This is a genomic window from Streptomyces sp. NPDC004788, from assembly GCF_053601115.1.
Genome location: NZ_JBSGBF010000018.1, coordinates 1 through 18,015, shown reverse-complemented (window position 1 = coordinate 18,015; position 18,015 = coordinate 1). Strand labels below are relative to the sequence as shown.

Genomic DNA, 18,015 nt, shown 5'->3' with positions numbered 1-18,015 from the left:
CGGTGACGTCTGTGCGTCGGCACGCCCGCGCGATGCGCAGGGGGCGCGGTGCCCGGCGGTTCAGCCGTCACCGCGCCCGCGGTCTACAGGTGCGTCAGGCCGTCGGCACGGGGAACGGGTCGAGGTCCGGCTTGAGGATTTGGCCGGGCTTCGGCGCGGTCTGGTCCACCAGGTAGGAGGTCACCAGCGCGTTGAGCGCCTTGCTGCGGCCGACCGCGCAGTGCTCGATCACGTCGACCGTGACCAGGACGGAGTTGCCGAGTTCCCGCTGCATGTTCTGGGCGAACCTGTACTGCGTGGCCGGGTCGAAGGTGTTGCCGATGACCATGACCGGGTTGGCGGTCCGCTTGTTCCACGGGCCGGCGTACCGCTCGGAGGCGCGTGCGGGCGACGGCCAGGTCGCGCACGCGGGCGAGTCGTAGGCCTGGTAGCGGCCGAAGGTCGGCGCGTCCAGCTCCCAGGCGCGGGCCAGGTTCGCGAAGGCCTTGGGATTCGTCGGGTACGGCTTGTCCTGGCAGTTGACGCCGAAGTACGAGTCGTCGGAGGTGTACGGGGAGTCGGCGGGCGCCTCGCGCAGTGCGGCCGGGGCGACCTTGGCCAGCCGGTCCGCCTCGTCCGCGGACACGCCCTGGGCCACCGCGACGCCGAAGCCCGGCCGCGGGTTGATGACCTGGTCCAGCGCCTGCAGCGAGCGCGCCAGCGGCGCCAGCCGGCTCTGCGCGTACAGGGCGTTGGCCACCTGACTGGTGAAGCTGCTCAGTGTGACCGTCTCGCCGCTCGGCAGGGTCACCGGGCTGGTGCGCAGATGGTCGCGGATCGCGTCGAACCTCGCGCGGGTGTCGCCCTCGGCGAATGCGCAGCGTGGCGCGCCGGCGGCCGTGCAGCGCTTGAGGAACTCGTCCAGGGCGAGCTCGAAGCCGCCCGCGGCGCGCTGCCGGTCGTATTCGAGACCGTTGTGCAGGCGAAGCTGCGGGTCGACGTTGCCGTCGATGATGACGGCCCGCACCTTGTCCGGGTACATATTGGCGTAGGTGGAGCCGATCAGCGTGCCGTAGGAGAAGCCGGCGAAGGTGAGCTGTGCGTCGCCGACGGCCTGACGCATCCGGTCGAGGTCGCGCACCACGTTGATGGTGGACATGTGCCGGATGAGCGTCCCCGCGTTACGGGCGCAGGCGTCGGTGTAGTCCTTGGTTGCCGTGAGGGTGTCGTCCACCTCCGTGGGCGTGACGGGCACCCCCGTCATCCGGCCGAAGACCGCGTCGGCCTCCTCCTTCGTACCGAAACACCGCAGCGGGTTGCTCCGCGCGACGCCACGAGGGTCGAAGCCGATGAGGTCGAAGCGTTCCTGGACCTTGGGCTCGAAGCGGGTCGTGGTGGCCCACAGGTAACCACTGCCGCCGGGACCGCCGGGGTTGAGGAACAGCGAGCCGATGCGCTTGGCCGGGTCGCCGGCCCGTCGCCGCAGCATGGCGATGCCGATCTTCTCACCGGAGGGGTTCGCGTAGTCCAGCGGCACCGGGTAGACGGCACAGTCGTAGATCTTGGGATCGGGCTTGGACGGGTCCGGGTTGCAGGGCGTCCAGACCACCGGGTCGACCTGCTCCGCGGCGGTGGCCGGGGCGGTCTGCGGGATCGTTTCTCCGGCGGCCTTCGCGGGCGCCGCCGACGCTGTGACGGCACCGCCGGAAACGAGGACGACCGCGCTGGTGAGCGCCACCGCCAGAGTGGATATGCGAGACAAAGATCCTCCTCCTGATTCTCAAGCCCGGTCAGAATGGCAGCAGTTGGAGACCCGGTAAAGGCGGCCGAGTAGCGGCTGACAGGAGGGCACGGCACTTCCCCGCCTGAGAGCGGTCCGCCGGCGTACCCGGCGGCCGCGGCTCCCTCGACGTTCGCCTGCCCCGCCTGCCCCGCCTGCGGCATGGGCTTCACCGAAAGACCACCGAGGTCAGTGGCAAGAGCCCTTGCTGAAGGTCGCGTGGGAGAGGTAGAACGCGAGCATGCCGGGATCGGGCGGCAGCCGGTCCGAGGTTCCCGGAAAGACCACCGGCGGCTCGTCGTCCAGGGTGAGCGTGATGTGGACGCAGTACTCGGTCTCGGTGTCTTTGGTGCTGACGGTGTAGCCACCTTCGTCCTCGCGCGTGTCGACGCCGTGCCCCGGCCCGATGCCGCTCTCCCGGATCGCCTCCGCGATCAGGAGGCCGTGGTCGCTTTCCAGGCTCGTGTAGTGCCGTTTGCCGTCCAGGTCCTGGACGCCCTTAGAGACGGCGTCGCGGAGTTCGCCCTCACTCCACGTCGACTTGGCCTGCATTCCGAGCAGCGCGCCGAAGGCGATGAGCGGAGTGAGGATGATGAGTGCAAGACCGACCGGGTTGCGTTGGTTGTAGACGTACCGGCTGGTTCCCCACTTGCTCCGGATGAAGACGGGCTCTTCGCTCAACGCACTGCCTGCACAGCGCCAGTGAACAACGCCCAGCGCCCGAGCACCGGAACCCCGAGGCCCCGCAGGCGGAAGGCCCTCCAGCAGCCCGCCGAACCCGGGTTCGTCTCGGTAGAGGCGGGCCGAGAACCTGCGATCAGAAGCGGTCGGGTCCTCATGGCGGAACTGTAGCGGCGCCGGTGATCCCGTCGTAGCTACCGAGGCAGGCTGGGCCTCGACGTCCCCGGGTTGGGGTGCGGGGCCTTGGGGCCTGTCCGGCGGATTTTGAGCAGCCGACGCACAGACGGCAGTCGAGAAGCCTGAAGACTGCCTGGCACCGGCATGGTCAGGCACCGCCAGGTCCAGCGACAATGTGGGCGTCTTCAGGCCGGACGTAACTCGCGTTCCCGGCTGTGAGCGGTCGGAGCGGAGCGGCACCATGGCATGGGTAGTGGGGACGGGCGCGTTCTTGGGGCTGCTGGCGGTCGCATGGGGAATCGTGACGCTGCGGACGGGGTGGATCCTGCCCCCGGCGCGTCGCCACGTCACCAGGCCGAAGCTCCACGGCGTCGGCGCGCTACTCATGGGCGCGTCCGTGCTTCTGCAGAGCCTCTTCTACTTTCGAATCTTGCCGAGCGTTTCCTGGGAGGTCCGTTTCTTCGGCGGAAGCGCCTTTCAGTTCGCTGGGCTCCTCCTCATCGCCCTCAGCCAGCTGCTGCCGCTTCGCCGATACCCGGACCACGCCGACACCTCACGCGCCTGAAGGATGTCGGCGGATCAAAGCCGAAGCAGAACACCTGAAGGACTTCCTGACAGGTCGGCACCTACGTTCTCCTACGTGCTGCCGTGGCGCCCTGTTCGGGGAGCCGGGACGCAACGTCATCGAATTCGGCCTGATCGAGTCGCAGTTCCGGCACCTGATGCGCGTGGCCGTCTCCGTGCGCGAGGGCGGCACCTCCTCCACGCCGCTGCTGCGGCGCCTGCGGGTCGGCTCGCGCAAGAACACGAGCCGGTACGCCACCCATGAGCCGCCGTTCCTTGCCACGCGGAAGGCTCCTGGCAACTGCTCCCTGGTCAACTCGTCGCTTCCGCCGCAACGCCCGGCTGCGGTCGGGTCCGCATGCCCCAGCGGGCAAGAGAGGGGCCGGCAGCGCCCAGCGCCGCGAAGAAGAACGCCAGCAGCAGCCAGCCCGTCGTGCCGAGGCCGAGTACCACCGTGGTGAGGATCGCGGGGGCGAGAGCCTGGCCCGCGTTGAAGCCGAGGCCGAAGACACCTTGGTACTGGCCCTGGGCATGGGCGGGGGCGAGACCGAAACCCAGGGCGAAGGCCGCCGAGGACTCCCAGACCTCTCCCAGGCTATGGACGAAGATCGCCGCCAGGACCAGTCCTGCTGCCGCCCAGACAGGGGCGTAGGCCGCCAGCGCCATCATCGGACAGCTGACGAGGAAGAGCAGCCCCGCGGTGCGAAACGCCCTGCCGCCGTCGTACGGGGTCTCGATACGGGAGCCGATCCTGGTCTGCATCAGTACGCAGAAGGCGGAATTGACTCCGAACAGGGCGGCCACCGTCCAACGCGGCGCTTCGGTGTGCTGGGAGATCCAGATCGGCAGGAGCAGGGAGACCACCGGGTACTGCAGCCCCATGGCCCCGTAGAGGGCGGTGAACGTCAGGAACGGACGGTCCGCGAAGACAAGCCAGCGCCGCTGCCGCGGCGGCGCTGCCAGCACCGGATAACGGGGCAGCAGAAGCAGAAGCACCGCGCACAGGGCGAAGCTCGCCGCGTTGCCGAGAACCAGCGCGACATACGCACCGCGGGAGTCCGCGGCCAGCGCCAGCCCGGCACCCACCGTTCCCAGGATGACGCCCAGGTTGACGAAGGTGCGCAGCTTCGCCCGGAACATGGCCGGTCGCTCACCCCCGACCCGGGCCACCAGAGCCCCCCACGCCGCCCCGCCGACCGCCGCGGCGATCTGGTCGACCGTCGCGATGATCGTGAGCGCGGCCCAGCTCTCGACGAGGACGAGCGCCGCCATCGAAACCGCCTGGACCGTGAGGGCCAGCATCATGATCACGCGTGCGCCGCGCCGGTCGGCGAGATGCCCCCCAGGTATCCCCGCGCACAAGCCGATCACTCCGGCGATGGTGAGCGCGGCGCCGACCTGCACCGCGGGCAGGCCCACGACCAAGGTGAAATAGAGCGCCGACGCCGCGTTGAACAGACCGTTGCCGACCCGGTTGACGAAACTGGCGGCGACCAGCACGCGCTCCGGCCCGCTCTCCCCCGCCATCCGGCCTATTCGACCCGCCAAACCGCCCTTGATCATGGACCGCAGGCTAACAGCGCCGCAGAACCCGCGCAGTCGTACGAAGCTCTCCCGGCAGGAGGACGGCCGGTTCGTGAGTCTCGGTGCGTCAGGTGCACGGCGGCGTTCAGGCGGGGCGGCGTTCAGGCGGCGCCTCCTCACCTGCGCGGGCCAGGCGCATCACCGCCCCCGAGCCCGCATCTGTCAGATCTGCGTGACCTTCCCTGCCGCAAGGTCGATACTGCCGAAGAGATCACTCACAGACGCCCCCGCCGCACCACGCCCGCCACCTGACGCCCAGTCACCGAAGTCCGCATCGAGTCGGCATCAGCACCGACAGGCGCCGCCACCGACCGCCATGGAACGCCAAGGTCTCGGATCACGCACACCAGCAGTGACCCGAGAGAACGCAGAGGAGACACCCATGAGGATGTTGATCAATGGCCCGGAGACAGTCGTCGCGGACGCGCTGCGCGGGATGGCCGCCGCGCACCCCGAGCTTTCCGTGGACGTGGAGAACCGGGTCGTGCTGCGGCGCGACGCGCCGGTGCCGGGGCAGGTGGCCCTGGTGTCGGGAGGCGGCTCGGGGCACGAGCCGCTGCACGCGGGGTTCGTGGGGCCCGGGATGCTGACGGCCGCGTGCGCCGGCGAGATCTTCACGAGTCCCGTGCCGGATCAGATGGTGCGGGCCGCCACCGCGGTGGACAGCGGCGCCGGGGTGCTGTTCGTGGTGAAGAACTACACCGGAGACGTGCTCAACTTCGAGATGGCCGCCGAGTTGGCGGAGGACGAGGGCGTCCGGATCGCCAAGGTGCTCGTCGACGACGACGTGGCGGTGACCGACAGCCTCTACACGGCCGGGCGGCGCGGCACCGGCGCCACGCTCTTCGTGGAGAAGATCGCGGGCGCGGCGGCCGAGGAGGGCGCGCCGCTCGACCGGGTCGAGGCGGTGGCCCGGCGGGTGAACGGGCGCTCGCGCAGCTTCGGCGTGGCGCTGAGCGCCGTGACGACACCCGCGAAGGGCTCGCCCACCTTCGACCTCCCGGACGGCGAGCTGGAGTTGGGCATCGGCATCCACGGCGAGCCGGGCCGTGAGCGGCGTCCGATGATGAGCGCGCGGGAGATCGCGGACATCGCCGTCGGGGCCGTGGTCGACGATCTGCGCCCGCGCGGGCCGGTGCTCGCGCTGGTCAACGGGATGGGGGCGACGCCCCTGCTCGAGTTGTACGGCTTCAACGCCGAGGTGCAGCGGGTCCTCGGCGAGCGCGGGGTGCCGGTCGCCCGCACACTGGTCGGCAACTATGTGACCTCCCTCGACATGGCGGGCTGCTCGGTGACGTTGTGCGAGGCGGACGAGGAGCTGCTGCGGCTGTGGGACGCGCCGGTCGAGACGCCCGCGCTGCGCTGGGGACGGTGAGGGGACGATGAGCGAGGAGACGTACGGAGCCGGATTCTTCCGTGACTGGATGACGGCGGCGGCCGTCGCAGTGGACCGGGAGGCGGACCGGCTGACCGAGCTGGACTCGGCGATCGGCGACGCCGACCACGGCGCCAACCTCAAGCGGGGCTTCGCGGCCGTGTCGGCCGCCCTGGAGAAGGAGCCGCCGGCCACGCCGGGGGCGGTCCTCGTCGCGGCCGGGCGGCAGCTGATCTCCACGGTGGGCGGCGCGTCCGGGCCGCTGTACGGGACACTGCTTCGCCGCACCGGCAAGGCGCTGGGCGACGCCGAGCAGGTCTCGCGGGCCGCGCTCGCCGAGGCGCTGGCGGCCGGGGTCGCCGCCGTGGCACAGCTCGGCGGGGCCAAGGTCGGCGACAAGACGATGCTGGACGCGCTGACCCCCGCCGCCGAGGCGCTCGGCACCTCGTTCGCGGCCGCCCGCGAGGGGGCCGAGGCGGGCGCGCTGGCGACCGTACCCCTGCTGGCGCGCAAGGGCCGGGCGAGCTATCTCGGCGAGCGGTCCATCGGGCACCAGGACCCGGGGGCGACCTCGTCGGCGCTGCTGCTCGCGGCGCTCGCGGAGGTGGCCGGATGAGCGGGAGCGCTCCGCACACGTCGGCGCGCCGCGTCGGGATCGTGCTCGTCTCGCACAGCGCGGCCGTCGCGGCGGCGGTCGCCGAACTCGCCGTCGGCCTCGCGGGCGGCGGCGACACGGCGCCGATCCTCCCGGCGGGCGGTACTCCGGACGGCGGTCTGGGCACCAGCGCCGAGCTGATCACGGGGGCCGCGAAGGCCGCCGACCAGGGCGCCGGGGTGGCCCTCCTGGTCGACCTGGGCAGCGCGGTCCTGACGGTGAAGGCCCTGCTCGCGGAGGGCGACGAGCTGCCGGAGGGGGCACGCCTGGTGGACGCCCCGTTCGTGGAGGGCGCGGTGGCGGCGCTGGTGACGGCGAGCGCCGGGGGCGACCTGGACGCGGTGGCGGCGGCGGCCTCGGAGGCGTACGGCTACCGCAAGGAGTGACGCTCCCGGCCCGCGGGAGAGGACGGCACCGGTCGGCTCCTCCCGCGGGCTCAGCCGTCGGCCCGCTCCGTGCGCGCCGGCCGTCGCACGACCGCGCGGCCGGCGTCCAGGTCGAGGCCCATCGCGGGCGGTGCGCCGTCCTCCGCGTCGTGGCGGAGGACCATGTCGGTCCGCTGCTGCTCCAGGCGCACATGCTTGGTCGGGGTGAGGAGCGCGAAGAGTTCGTCGACGGCCATCGCGGCCGGATCGCCTCCGGCGGTGCGGGCCCCGAGCCGGCGGGCCAGGACCCGTGGGCGGCCGGTGCGGTGGATCAACCGCCGGAGTAACGCCAGCGCGAAGAGCACCAGCATCAGCGCTCCCATCAGGAGCAGGCTCAAGGTCGTCACCATGACAGAGCAACGGGGGGTCCCCCGTGATCGTTCCCGTGCCGCACGTGCGTCCGTCCCCCCGAGGGGCGTCCGCCTCATGGGGCGTCCCCGTACGCGGCATGGCGCACATCACCCGCGCACCTTTATGCAATTTGTTGCACAAGCCTTCGTCGGTCGTCTACAACAGTGCGTGACGACCCCGCGCGAGGAGGCGCCCCGATGGCCCCGAACACCCCGTACCCGCACCTGCTGAGCCCGCTGGACCTCGGGTTCACCACCCTGCCCAACCGGGTGCTCATGGGTTCCATGCACGTCGGCCTGGAGGAGACCGAGCACGGCTTCGAGCGCATGGCCGCGTTCTACGCCGAGCGCGCCCGTGGCGGCGTCGGGCTCATCGTCACCGGCGGCATCGCACCCAACGAGGCCGGGCGGCCGTGGGACGGCGGGGCCAAGCTGACCAATGCCGAGGAGGTCGCCGAGCACCGGCTGATCACCGAGGCGGTGCACGCCGAGGGCGGCCGGATCGCGATGCAGATCCTGCACTTCGGCCGGTACGCGTACCACCCCGGCCTGGTCGCCCCGAGCCCGATCCAGGCGCCGATCAGCCCCTTCGTACCGAACGAGCTGTCCGACGCCGAGGTCGAGCAGACGGTCGAGGACTACGCCCGCTGCGCCGAGCTGGCCAAGGAGGCCGGTTACGACGGCGTCGAGGTGATGGGCTCCGAGGGCTACCTCATCAACGAGTTCATCGCCGCCGCCACCAACCAGCGCACCGACCGCTGGGGCGGCTCCTACGAGAACCGGACGCGCTTCCCGCTGGAGATCGTGCGCCGGATCCGCGAGCGGGTCGGCGAGGACTTCATCCTCGTCTACCGGCTCTCCATGCTCGACCTGGTCCCGGGCGGCTCCACCCTCGACGAGGTCGTCGCGCTCGCCAAGGAGATCGAGGCGGCCGGCGCCACCATCATCAACACCGGCATCGGCTGGCACGAGGCCCGCATCCCCACCATCGCCACCTCCGTGCCGCGCGGCGCCTACACCTGGGTCACCAAGCGGCTGATGGGCGCGGTGTCGGTGCCGCTGGTCACCAGCAACCGCATCAACACGCCCGAGGTCGCCGAGCAGATCCTCGCCGAGGGCCGCGCCGACATCGTGTCGATGGCGCGTCCGTTCCTCGCCGACCCGCAGTTCGTGGCGAAGGCCGCGGCCGGCCGCCCCGAGACGATCAACACCTGCATCGGCTGCAACCAGGCCTGCCTGGACCACACCTTCAGCCTGAAGATCACCTCCTGCCTGGTGAACCCGCGGGCCTGCCACGAGACCGAGCTGGTCCTCTCCCCCACCCGCCTCGCCAAGCGGATCGCCGTCGTCGGCGCCGGCCCGGCCGGTCTCGCCTGCGCCGTCTCCGCGGCCGAACGCGGGCACACGGTCACGCTGTTCGACGCCGGCGACCGGATCGGCGGCCAGCTGAACGTGGCCAAGCAGGTGCCGGGCAAGGAGGAGTTCAACGAGACCCTGCGCTACTTCGGGGTCCAGCTCGCCGAGCGCGGTGTCGACGTCCGCCTCGACACGTACGTGTCGGCGGCCGACCTGGCGGACTTCGACGAGGTCGTCGTCGCGACCGGCGTCACCCCGCGCGTCCCCGAGATCGAGGGCGTCGACCACCCGAGCGTCGTGGGCTACCTGGACGTGCTGCGCGACCGCGTGCCGGTCGGCGAGCGGGTCGCGATCCTCGGCGCGGGCGGCATCGGCTTCGACGTGGCCGAGTTCCTCACGGACGGCGGCGAGGGCGCGAGCCAGGACCCCGAGACGTACTTCCGCCAGTGGGGCGTCGACACCTCCTACGAGACCCGGGGCGGCCTGCGCACCCCCGAGCGGCCCCGGCCGCCGCGCCAGGTCCACCTGCTCCAGCGCAAGACCAGCAAGGTCGGCGCGGGCCTCGGCAAGACCACCGGCTGGATCCACCGCACCGAGCTGAAGCACCGGGGCGTCACGATGGTGGCGGGAGCCTCGTACGAGCGGATCGACGACGAGGGCCTGCACCTCACCATCGACGGCGAGGCCCAGCTCCTCCCGGTCGACACGGTGGTGCTGTGCACCGGCCAGGAGCCGCGCCGCGACCTGTACGAGGAGCTGGTCGCCGCCGGCCGCACGGTGCACCTGATCGGCGGCGCGGACGTCGCCGCCGAGCTGGACGCCAAGCGGGCCATCGACCAGGGCACCCGGCTCGCCGCGACCCTGTAGGCCACCGGCCAACGGTCACCGACCACCGGTCGTCGATTCCGCGAGCCGTCCGACCGGTCGAACCTAGGATGCGTCCATGTCCCTCCCGCACGCGATCCTCACGGCACTGCTCGAGAAGCCGTCCTCCGGCCTCGAACTGACCCGCCGCTTCGACCGGTCGATCGGCTACTTCTGGTCCTCCACCCACCAGCAGATCTATCGCGAGCTCGGCAAGCTGGAGCAGGCGGGGTACATCCGTGCCCTGCCCGCCGCCGTCCCCGCACGGGGACAGAAGAAGGAGTACGAGGTGCTGCCCGCCGGCCGCGCCGAGCTCGCGTCCTGGGTCGAGACGGCGGAGGACCCGAAGCCGATGCGCTCGGCGCTGCTGCTGCGCATGCGCGCGGCGGCGGTGGTCGGCGGCCGCGGCCTGCGGGAGGAGCTGGAGCGCCATCTCGGCCTGCACCGAGCCCAGTTGGACGAGTACCTGGCGATCGAGGCACGTGACTTCCCGCCCGCGCGGCGGACGGCGGAGCCGGACCGGCTGCGCCATCTGGTGCTGCGGGGCGGGATCGAGCTGGAGCGCTTCTGGGTGCAGTGGCTGAGCCAGGCGATCGCCGAGCTCACGGAGTCCGGCGGGGAGGAGGACCCGGTCTGATCTCCGCCGGCGATCCTCTTCCACCCGGCCGTCGCCGGGAAGGTGCTCACCACCGCCGCGGGCGCGACGTGCCGCGCGCCGCCGTGGATACTGGTCAGTCACAGACCTGACGGATCCACGGGGGTGGATCCACCCACGCGAAAGGGCGAGGATGGCCGACGAGTTGGGATCTCGCAGGGCACGCAAGTCGCGGCACGCGGTGGTCATCGGGGGGAGCCTCGCGGGTCTGCTGGCCGCGCGGGTGCTGAGCGAGCACGCCGAGCGGGTCACGGTGGTGGAGCGCGACCGCTATCCCGAGGGGCCGGAGGCGCGGCCCGGTGTTCCGCAGGGGCGGCACCTGCACGTGCTGATCGAGGGCGGGCAGCGGGCCCTTGACAAGCTGCTGCCGGGCTTCGTCGCCGAGCTGCACGCACTCGGCGCGCCGAAGGTGGGCATGCCCGAGGACATGGTGCAGTGGCAGGACGGGCAGTGGTTCGCCCGTACGGCGGCCACCGCCCACTTCTACTCCGGTCCGCGCAACCAGCTCGAATGGCTGGTGCGCAAGCGGGTGTTCGCCGATCCCCGGATCGAGCGGATCGAGGGGACCGAGGTCATCGGCCTCGTCGGTGACTCCGCACGGGTGCGGGGCGTGACCCTGCGCGAACGGGGAGCGGGCAAGGAGACCCGTGAGCTGGCGGCCGATCTGGTCGTGGACGCCTCCGGACGCTCGACCCACGCGGCGGACTGGCTGGCGGCCATCGGGGCCGAGGCTCCGCACGAGGAGACGATCGACACGGGTCTCGCGTACTCCAGCCGGGTGTACGAGGCCCCCGCCGACCCGGCGACGGACGCCCTCGGCATCTACGTCGTACCGAATCCGGCGCAGACGTACGGCGGCGTGATCGTGCCGCTCGGCGGCGGCCGGCACATCGTCACGCTCTCCGGGCTGCGCGGCGACGAACCGCCCACGGACGAGGCCCTGTTCGAGAAGTACGCGCGGAAGCTGCCGCACCCGCTGATCGGCGACTGGATCGCGAAGGCCGAGCCGGCCGGGCCCGTGTACGGCTTCCGCAAGACCGCCAACGTCCGGCGCCGGTACGACCGTCCGGGGCGCCGCCCGGCCGGTTTCCTCGCGACCGGTGACGCGCTGTGCGCCTTCAACCCGATCTACGGGCAGGGCATGGCGGTCGCCGCGCTGAGCGCGGTCGCGCTGCGCGAGGCCCTGTCGGACCCGAAGCGCACGCCGACGACGCGGCGGGTGCAGAAGGCGCTGCTCGACGCCTCGCGGCAGGCGTGGGACATCTCGGCCGGCGCCGACAAGAAGATGCCGGGCGCCACCGGCGACGCGGCGCGCGCGGGAGTCATGGACAGGTTCACCGGCTGGTACCTGCGCCGGGTGCAGGAGCGCACCGCGGGCAACCCCGTCGTCGGCGCGGCCTTCCGTTCCGCGCTGACCCTGAACGCCCCGCTGACGGTGCTGTTCGCCCCGGCGGTGGCCCGCGAGGTGCTGTTCGGCCCGGTGCCGCGCACGCCGGCCGAGCCGCCGATGCGCCGCGTGGAGAGCTAGAACCGCGAGGGGCGGCCGTGATCATCACTGCCGCCCCTCGCGCCTCACGCGCCGATCTCGAACGTGGGCGGCTTGAGGCCCTTGAGGCAGCTGGTGTCCGGCGCGTCCGGGCGGTCGAAGAACGAGACCGTCATCGTCTGCGCGCACTTGGAGTCGGCGAAGACCACGTGGGCGACGTAGGGCACCGTGACGGCGATGGACCGGCTCAGCGTGCCGGCGGCGTACGCACCGCTGCTCGGCGCGGTCTGGGCGTCGAAGCCGCCGGAGAGCACGAGGGTGGGGATGTCGCTGTACGTCCGCTCCCGGATCGAGGGGTCCGCCGGGGGGACGTCCCAGGCGTCGCAGTCCGGGTGGAGCCAGGTGAGGAACGGAGCGTTGACCAGCACCGAGCGGGGGAACGACGGGAACAGGCGCCGGCCTGCCCGGACCACGTCGGCCTCGCTCTCGTACGGTGTCCACTCCCTGCAGAAGATGCCGTAGGCGAGCCCGTGGGACGTCCTTCCGATGGCCTGCGGGCTGAGCTTGCCGCCCGCCCACTGCTCGGCGATCCGCCGCGGGTCGCCGTGGGCCAGGTCGTCGATGGAGCGGGGGACTCCGGCCGCCACATGAGTGGCGGAGGCCAGCCAGTTCACCAGGACTCCGCCGTCCAGCACGACCTTCACCGGCTTCGACCGACCCGGGACCACGACGGTCGTGGTGACCGGACGGGCCTCGACCTCGCCGACGAGGCGCTCGAACGTGGCCTTGAGGTGCGGATAGCGGGTGTTGCAGGCGGGCTGCTGCTCGCAGGCCCTGAACAGGCCGTCGTAGCCCTCTCGTGCGGCCTTCCAGGTCACCGCCCCGCCGGCCAGGGCCGGCGGCAGGACTCCGTCGATGCCGACCGACCGGATGCCCTCCGGGTGCAGGCGCATGTAGTGGAGCGCCAGGTTGGTGCCGTACGAGATGCCGAACACGTTCCACTTCTCGATGCCCAGCGCCTTGCGCAGGTCGTCGTAGTCGGCGGCGCTCTCGGGGCCGTAGTAGGCGCTGGGATCGGCCCCGCGGCTCACCACCCGGTCGCGGCACTTCCGCGTCTCCTCGACGTGCAGACGCCCGGTGGACGGCGCGCCGAAGACGAGGCCAAGGGAGTCCGCGGCGAACTGGTCGACGTTCGGGCAGGTGAGCTGCGGGTCGGCCGAGTAGGTGCCCCGCTGGGACATGAAGATCAGGTCCCGGTCACGGTTCAGGTGGCCGTTCAGCGCCATCGGGATCTCGGAGACCGCGTCGTCGCCGGGTCCGCCGGCGAGCCAGACGATCGGGTCGCCCGCGTGCTTCTTGGTGGCCGCCGGGATGACGGCCACCGCGAGGGTGATCCTGCGTCCCCCGCCCTTGTGTGCGTCAGAGCCCTCGTGACCGTACCCCCCAGGGCCCTCGTGACCGTACCCGCCGGGGCCTTCGTGCCGGTGGCGGGTCTCGGGGACGGTCAGCGTGCCGCAGTGGGCGGTCTTCAGGGCGGGGATCGGGTCCGCCGTCCGCGGGCAGGGTCCCGGTACGAAGCGGGCGTGGCCCGCCGACCCGGCGATCGTGCCGAGCGGCGCCGCGGGGCGGGACTCGGCGTGGGCGGGCGCCGCGACGAGGCCGGTGGCGAGGACTCCGGCGGTGGCCCCGGCGAGCGCGGCCGGGAGGCGTCCCGCGCTGCGCCGGTGGTGGGGTGGTCGAAGGGACGGCATTCGGTCTCCGTGTCAGGTGATGGTGAACGGTGCGGGCTTGAGCCCTGCCACGCAGCCGGTGTCGGGCGCGGTCGGACGCTTCAGGAAGGAGGCGAGCACGCTTGCGGCGCACGGCGACTGGGGCACCACCCAGTGGCCGATGCCGGGGATCCGTACGGAGGTGGAGTGGGGCAGCGTGCGGGCCGCGACCCGGGCCCAGCTCGCGCCGGTCTTCGCGTCGAAGGTGCCGGAGAGGAGGAGCGCCGGCACCTTGCTGAAGGCGGCCACGCGCTGGATCGCGGTGCGGTCCGGGACGTTCCAGACGTCGCACACGTGGTGCTCGAACGGCAGTTGCGGGGGTTGGGCCAGGACGGTGTCCGGCCAGCCGGGGAAGTTCCGGCGGCCCGCCTTCAGGACGTCGTCCTCGCCGAAGCCCGGCGCCCACTCGGCGCAGGCCACCGACTGCGTCAGGCCGTGGGCGAACGCGCCGATGCGGGTCGCCACGTCCACGGCCCGGGCTCGCGCGAAGCGGGTCGGGTCCCCGTGGGCGAGTTCGTCGAGTGCGGCGGGGACGTCGACGGCCCTGACGGTGTTGGCGACGAGGATGTTGATCAGCGCGCCGCCGTCGAGGTCGACCTCGACCGGCTTCCCGCCGCCTGGCGGCTGCGCCATCAGGGTCAGCGGGTGTGCCTCAAGGCGGCGTACCTGTTCGTCGAGCGTGCGCCTCAGGTGCGGGTAGCGGCTCTTGCAGACGGGCTGGGCCTCGCACGCCGCGAAGATCTCGCCGATCCCCTCCCCGGCGCCGTCCCAGGTCCATGGCAGGTTCACGACCTGGGGCGGTGCGATCGAGTCGATCGCCACCGAGCGGATCCCCTCGGGGTGGCGGCGCAGGTAGGTGAGGGCCAGGTTGGTGCCGTACGAGTATCCGTAGACGTTCCACCGGTCGATGCCGAGCGCCCTGCGCAGGGCGGCGAAGTCCGCGGCGTTCTCGGTGGTGTTGTAGGCGCTGAGGTCGACTCCGGCGGTCGTCAGCCGCTGTCGGCACTCCTGGGTCGCGCGGACCAGGAGCCGCCCGGTCGAGGGGGCGTCGTAGCGCAGTCCCACGGCCTTCACGTTGAAGTGGTCGATCTCAGGGCAGGCGAGGTTCGGCTGCGAGTGGAGCCCGCCGCGCTGCGCCATGACGATCAGGTCGTTGTTCCGGTTCACCCCGGAGGCGATGAGGAAGGGGATGTTGTCGAAGGCGTCGCCGCCGGGGCCGCCCTCCATGAACACCACGGGCTCCGCGGCCGGCTTCGCCGCCGTGGCCGGGATGATCGCGACGGCCAGCCGGATGGTCCGGCCGCCGCGGCGGTGGTGGCGGGAGCGGTTCTCGGGCACCTCCAGGAAGCCGCACTCCCCGGGAACCGGATCGGGCGTCTTCGGGCAGGGCGCCGGCACGAACCGCGCCGGACCTCCTGGACGGGGACCGCGAAGGGCTGGTGACACCGTGCCGACCGGCGCCGGAGGGCTACCCGTTGCCGGTGCGGCCGTGGTCGGGCCGGCCGCACCCCACAGGGTGAGGCCGGTCGCCACGAGTGCGAGACCGGTACGGGTGCCTCGGGAGCGCCTCCGTCCGTACGGGCGCCGGGCGCGGCGTCGTGGGGCGCCTTGTTCCGTCATGTGATCGGGTCTCTCCGTGGACCACGGCCGCCCCGACCGGGACGCCACCGCGTGGCTCAGCCCGCCACGGCGGGCGCCGGGCGGGCGATGTGTTCGTCAGCCTGCGGTCGTGGTGGCGGTCCCACCACCTGGGAGATCCACTCGGAGCAGTTCAGACGCCCGGGGCCGCCGCCACCACGCCGGCGGCGATGCCGGCGCTCAGCGCCGCGTAGTCGTCGGCGTTCTGGCCCGCGTAGCGCAGGGCGAAGTCGGCGACGGCGCGGTCGAAGACGTCGGAGGTGCCGAGGTAGGCGGCGATCGCGATGCGGTCGCCGGAGCGGGCGTGGGCGCGGGCGAGGGCGCGGCCGCAGAGGCGGGCGTAGTCGCGGAGGGTGGCCGGGGACATGGTCTCGACCTCCGCCGAGCCCTTCATGTCGCGCAACTGGCGCCAGTAGAAGTGGCGTTGTTCGGGTCCGGTCATCCAGCCGAGGAAGATGTCGCTGGCGGCCTGGATGAGCCGCTGGCCGCTGACCACCCGGTGGCCCTGGTGGGTGAAGGCGCTCGGCTGGAGGTACTGCTCCAGGACCGACCGGCCGGCCTCCTTGATCTGGAGGAAGAGCGGGTCGGCGTCGTCGCGGCCCTCGAGGAGCAGGACGAAGCAGCGGGTGCCGACGCTGCCGACGCCGACGACCTTGCGGGCGGCGTCGACGAAGTGGTAGCGGTCGAGGAGGATCCGGCGCTCCTCGGCGAGCGAACTGCGGTAGTCGCTGAAGATCTTCCCGATGGTGATCCGGTCGACGTCGGTGACCCGTTCGAGGAGCGGCGGGTCGTCGACGATGTGCCGGCCCGACGCGTCCTTCTCGGTGAGCCTGCCGAGGGCCTGGAGGCTGGTGCGGCGGCGGGCGTGCGCGAGCCGGCTCGCGACGCGGGCCCGGTCGGCCCCGTGGACCAGGGAGGACAGGTCGTCGGCGGCGATCCGCTCGTACCAGACCTCGAGTTCTCCGAGTCCGGCGAGGCGCCGCATGGTCGTGCGGTACGACTCGGTGGCGACGAGGGCGGCGCGGTGGGCCTTGGGCTTGGCGGAGCCGTTCTGGAGGGCGGCGACGACGACGGAGGCGGCGAGTCGCTTGACGTCCCATTCGAAGGGCCCGGGGAGCGTCTCGTCGAAGTCGTTCACGTCGAAGAGAAGCGTCCGTTCGGGTGAGGCGTAGACGCCGAAGTTGAGCAGGTGGGCGTCGCCGCAGAGTTGCACGGTGAGTCCGGAGCTGCGGGTGGTGGCGAGGTCGGCGGCCATGACGGCGGCGGCGCCGCGCAGGAAGGCGAAGGGCGAGGCGGCCATCCGGCCGTAGCGGATGGGGGCGAGTTCGGGCAGCCGGTCGACGGCCTCCCGTTCGAGGAGGGCTATGGGGTCGGGGCGCTGGGAGGAGGGTATCCAGCGTCCGTGCGAGGACCGGGGAACACGCTTGCGGGCGGCCTTGCCCCGTTCGGCCCGTTCGGACGGTGTCGTCATCCGGCCTCACCGCCTCCTCACACCGCCACGGCCGCGGCGCCGAACGCCGCTGTCGCCACTGTTGCTGGTGCGATCCATTACAAGGTGCGCTGCTCGTTTCGGCCACTCTCGCCGACGGGACTTCCGGAATGGTTTAGACCAATGATAGGAATTGATCACCCACACGGCTCGATCGGTTACACCGAGCAATGGTTGAACCGAGCACGGTTGAACCCAGCACGACAGAGAGGGTCCGAGACATGGCCGAGCCCGTTCCCGAGCAGGGGCCGAGGGCGGAGCTTCCGCTCTACCTCCGGGTCGCCGCCGCACTCCGCGACGACCTGACCCATCGCCGCATTCCGCCCGGCAGCCGGCTGCCGGCCGAGCGCCATCTCGCGCTCCGCTTCCGCGTCAACCGGCAGACCGTCCGCAGCGCGCTCCAACTCCTGCGCGAGGAGCGGCTCGTGGTGACCGACCGGCGCGGCACGTTCGCCGCCGCGACGGACCCGGGGCCCGCCGACGAACCGCGCGGCCTGCCCACCGCGCCGCGCCGGCAGTCCTTCCCGGGCGGCCCGCGGGCCGCCGACGCCCTGGTGCGCGCGGCCCTGTCCTGGGAGGCGCCGCCCACGGCACTCGCCGGGCGGCTGTGTCTGGCGCCCGGGGAGCCCACGCTCGTGCACCGGCACGTGGTGCTGACCCCGGCGGGCATCTCACTGCAGCGCTCGGTCTCGTGGTTCTCGCGGCCCGCGCTCGCGGAGATCCCGCAGCTCGGCCGCTACCGGCGGAGCGCCGAGCGGTACCGGCAGCCCGATCTGCGGCTGCTCTACCACTGGATGCACCAGGCGGGTCTGCGCACCACCCACCGAGAGTCGGTCGGCGTGCCGGCCGTGTCCGCGGCCCCGGACAGGGTGGCCGGGGACACGGCGGGCGGCGCCGCCCGGCTGAGCGTGCACCGCGTGGTGAGCGACCAGCACGGGCACGCCCTGGAGGTCACCGACATCGACGTCGCGGCCCGCACCGGGGCCTGGACCTACGAGTTCGCGGGCTGACCCGCCCACGCGGCCGTCGGCCGGCCTCCGCCAGGGGCCGCCGACCGGACACCCGGGCCGACGGCCCGATGGCCCGATGGCCCGATGGCCCGCGGGGCTTGGGGGCTCGGGGTCTCCGGGCCTCAGGGCCTCGGAGGCCAGGGCCTCAGGGCCTCGGGCGCTCGACCGGCCGACGGCC

Annotated in this window: 15 protein-coding genes and 1 pseudogene; 9 read left to right on the top strand and 7 right to left on the bottom strand. The window is 72.3% G+C overall.

Annotation, left to right across the window (positions count from 1 at the left end; genetic code table 11):
- Positions 1–94 precede the first annotated feature (94 nt).
- Both ACWEJX_RS11060 and ACWEJX_RS11055 read right to left on the bottom strand, forming a co-directional pair.
- Positions 95–1,741 carry an alpha/beta hydrolase gene (locus ACWEJX_RS11060; protein WP_451607189.1) on the bottom strand — a complete coding sequence of 549 codons (1,647 nt, stop codon included), beginning with the start codon at positions 1,739–1,741 and terminating at the stop codon, positions 95–97.
- Between the two features lie 207 nt (positions 1,742–1,948).
- Positions 1,949–2,440, bottom strand: coding sequence for a hypothetical protein (locus ACWEJX_RS11055; RefSeq protein WP_451607188.1), 492 nt, complete (start codon positions 2,438–2,440; stop codon positions 1,949–1,951).
- A 418-nt stretch (positions 2,441–2,858) separates the two neighbouring features.
- Here ACWEJX_RS11055 and ACWEJX_RS11050 point away from each other — a divergent pair, with 418 nt between their 5' ends.
- Together ACWEJX_RS11050 and ACWEJX_RS11045 are read left to right on the top strand one after the other, a co-directional pair.
- Complete coding sequence (locus ACWEJX_RS11050; RefSeq protein ID WP_451607187.1) at positions 2,859–3,182, top strand: hypothetical protein; 324 nt, start codon at positions 2,859–2,861, stop codon at positions 3,180–3,182.
- Positions 3,103–3,435, top strand: a pseudogene (locus ACWEJX_RS11045) (Tn3 family transposase); the annotation flags it as partial. The gene ACWEJX_RS11050 and the pseudogene ACWEJX_RS11045, both read left to right, overlap by 80 nt.
- A 58-nt stretch (positions 3,436–3,493) precedes the next feature.
- Here the strand turns inward: ACWEJX_RS11045 and ACWEJX_RS11040 are convergent.
- A complete protein-coding gene (locus tag ACWEJX_RS11040; RefSeq protein WP_451607186.1) occupies positions 3,494–4,744 on the bottom strand; it encodes an MFS transporter in 1,251 nt (416 codons plus the stop codon).
- A 403-nt stretch (positions 4,745–5,147) separates the two neighbouring features.
- Here ACWEJX_RS11040 and dhaK point away from each other — a divergent pair, with 403 nt between their 5' ends.
- The 3 genes from dhaK to ACWEJX_RS11025 are packed head-to-tail and all read left to right on the top strand — an operon-like array spanning position 5,148 to position 7,181.
- Entirely contained in the window at positions 5,148–6,140 is a 993-nt protein-coding gene (gene dhaK, locus ACWEJX_RS11035) for a dihydroxyacetone kinase subunit DhaK (protein WP_451607185.1), read from the top strand.
- 7 nt (positions 6,141–6,147) lie between these two features.
- The gene (gene dhaL, locus ACWEJX_RS11030; RefSeq protein WP_451607184.1) at positions 6,148–6,756 is read left to right on the top strand and encodes a dihydroxyacetone kinase subunit DhaL; all 609 of its coding nucleotides are present in this window, start codon (positions 6,148–6,150) and stop codon (positions 6,754–6,756) included.
- Positions 6,753–7,181, top strand: a complete 429-nt coding sequence (locus tag ACWEJX_RS11025; protein WP_451607183.1) for a PTS-dependent dihydroxyacetone kinase phosphotransferase subunit DhaM — start codon at positions 6,753–6,755, stop codon at positions 7,179–7,181. The genes dhaL and ACWEJX_RS11025 overlap by 4 nt, the downstream gene beginning before the upstream one ends.
- A gap of 50 nt (positions 7,182–7,231) precedes the next feature.
- On the opposite strand, the gene ACWEJX_RS11020 is transcribed toward ACWEJX_RS11025, so the two are convergent.
- The gene (locus ACWEJX_RS11020; RefSeq protein ID WP_451607182.1) at positions 7,232–7,558 is read right to left on the bottom strand and encodes a DUF6191 domain-containing protein; all 327 of its coding nucleotides are present in this window, start codon (positions 7,556–7,558) and stop codon (positions 7,232–7,234) included.
- Positions 7,559–7,768: 210 nt separating this feature from the next.
- Between ACWEJX_RS11020 and ACWEJX_RS11015 the strand changes: the two genes are divergently transcribed.
- The 3 genes from ACWEJX_RS11015 (at position 7,769) to ACWEJX_RS11005 (ending at position 11,973) form a co-directional block, all read left to right on the top strand.
- Positions 7,769–9,793, top strand: coding sequence for an FAD-dependent oxidoreductase (locus ACWEJX_RS11015; RefSeq protein WP_451607181.1), 2,025 nt, complete (start codon positions 7,769–7,771; stop codon positions 9,791–9,793).
- A gap of 76 nt (positions 9,794–9,869) precedes the next feature.
- Entirely contained in the window at positions 9,870–10,427 is a 558-nt protein-coding gene (locus tag ACWEJX_RS11010; protein ID WP_451607180.1) for a PadR family transcriptional regulator, read from the top strand.
- 151 nt (positions 10,428–10,578) lie between these two features.
- Positions 10,579–11,973, top strand: a complete 1,395-nt coding sequence (locus ACWEJX_RS11005; protein WP_451607179.1) for an FAD-dependent oxidoreductase — start codon at positions 10,579–10,581, stop codon at positions 11,971–11,973.
- Positions 11,974–12,017: 44 nt separating this feature from the next.
- Here ACWEJX_RS11005 and ACWEJX_RS11000 read toward each other — a convergent pair whose 3' ends face one another.
- The 3 genes from ACWEJX_RS11000 to ACWEJX_RS10990 all read right to left on the bottom strand — a co-directional run bounded on the left by ACWEJX_RS11000 (position 12,018) and on the right by ACWEJX_RS10990 (position 16,809).
- Positions 12,018–13,682 carry an alpha/beta fold hydrolase gene (locus ACWEJX_RS11000; RefSeq protein WP_451607178.1) on the bottom strand — a complete coding sequence of 555 codons (1,665 nt, stop codon included), beginning with the start codon at positions 13,680–13,682 and terminating at the stop codon, positions 12,018–12,020.
- 12 nt (positions 13,683–13,694) lie between these two features.
- Positions 13,695–15,098 carry an alpha/beta fold hydrolase gene (locus tag ACWEJX_RS10995; RefSeq protein WP_451607177.1) on the bottom strand — a complete coding sequence of 468 codons (1,404 nt, stop codon included), beginning with the start codon at positions 15,096–15,098 and terminating at the stop codon, positions 13,695–13,697.
- Positions 15,099–15,471: 373 nt separating this feature from the next.
- Positions 15,472–16,809: a DUF2252 domain-containing protein gene (locus ACWEJX_RS10990; RefSeq protein WP_451607176.1), complete on the bottom strand. Its 1,338-nt coding sequence runs from the start codon at positions 16,807–16,809 to the stop codon at positions 15,472–15,474.
- Between the two features lie 239 nt (positions 16,810–17,048).
- On the opposite strand from ACWEJX_RS10990, the gene ACWEJX_RS10985 reads away from it, so the two are divergent.
- Positions 17,049–17,837: a GntR family transcriptional regulator gene (locus ACWEJX_RS10985; RefSeq protein ID WP_451607175.1), complete on the top strand. Its 789-nt coding sequence runs from the start codon at positions 17,049–17,051 to the stop codon at positions 17,835–17,837.
- Positions 17,838–18,015: the final 178 nt, after the last annotated feature.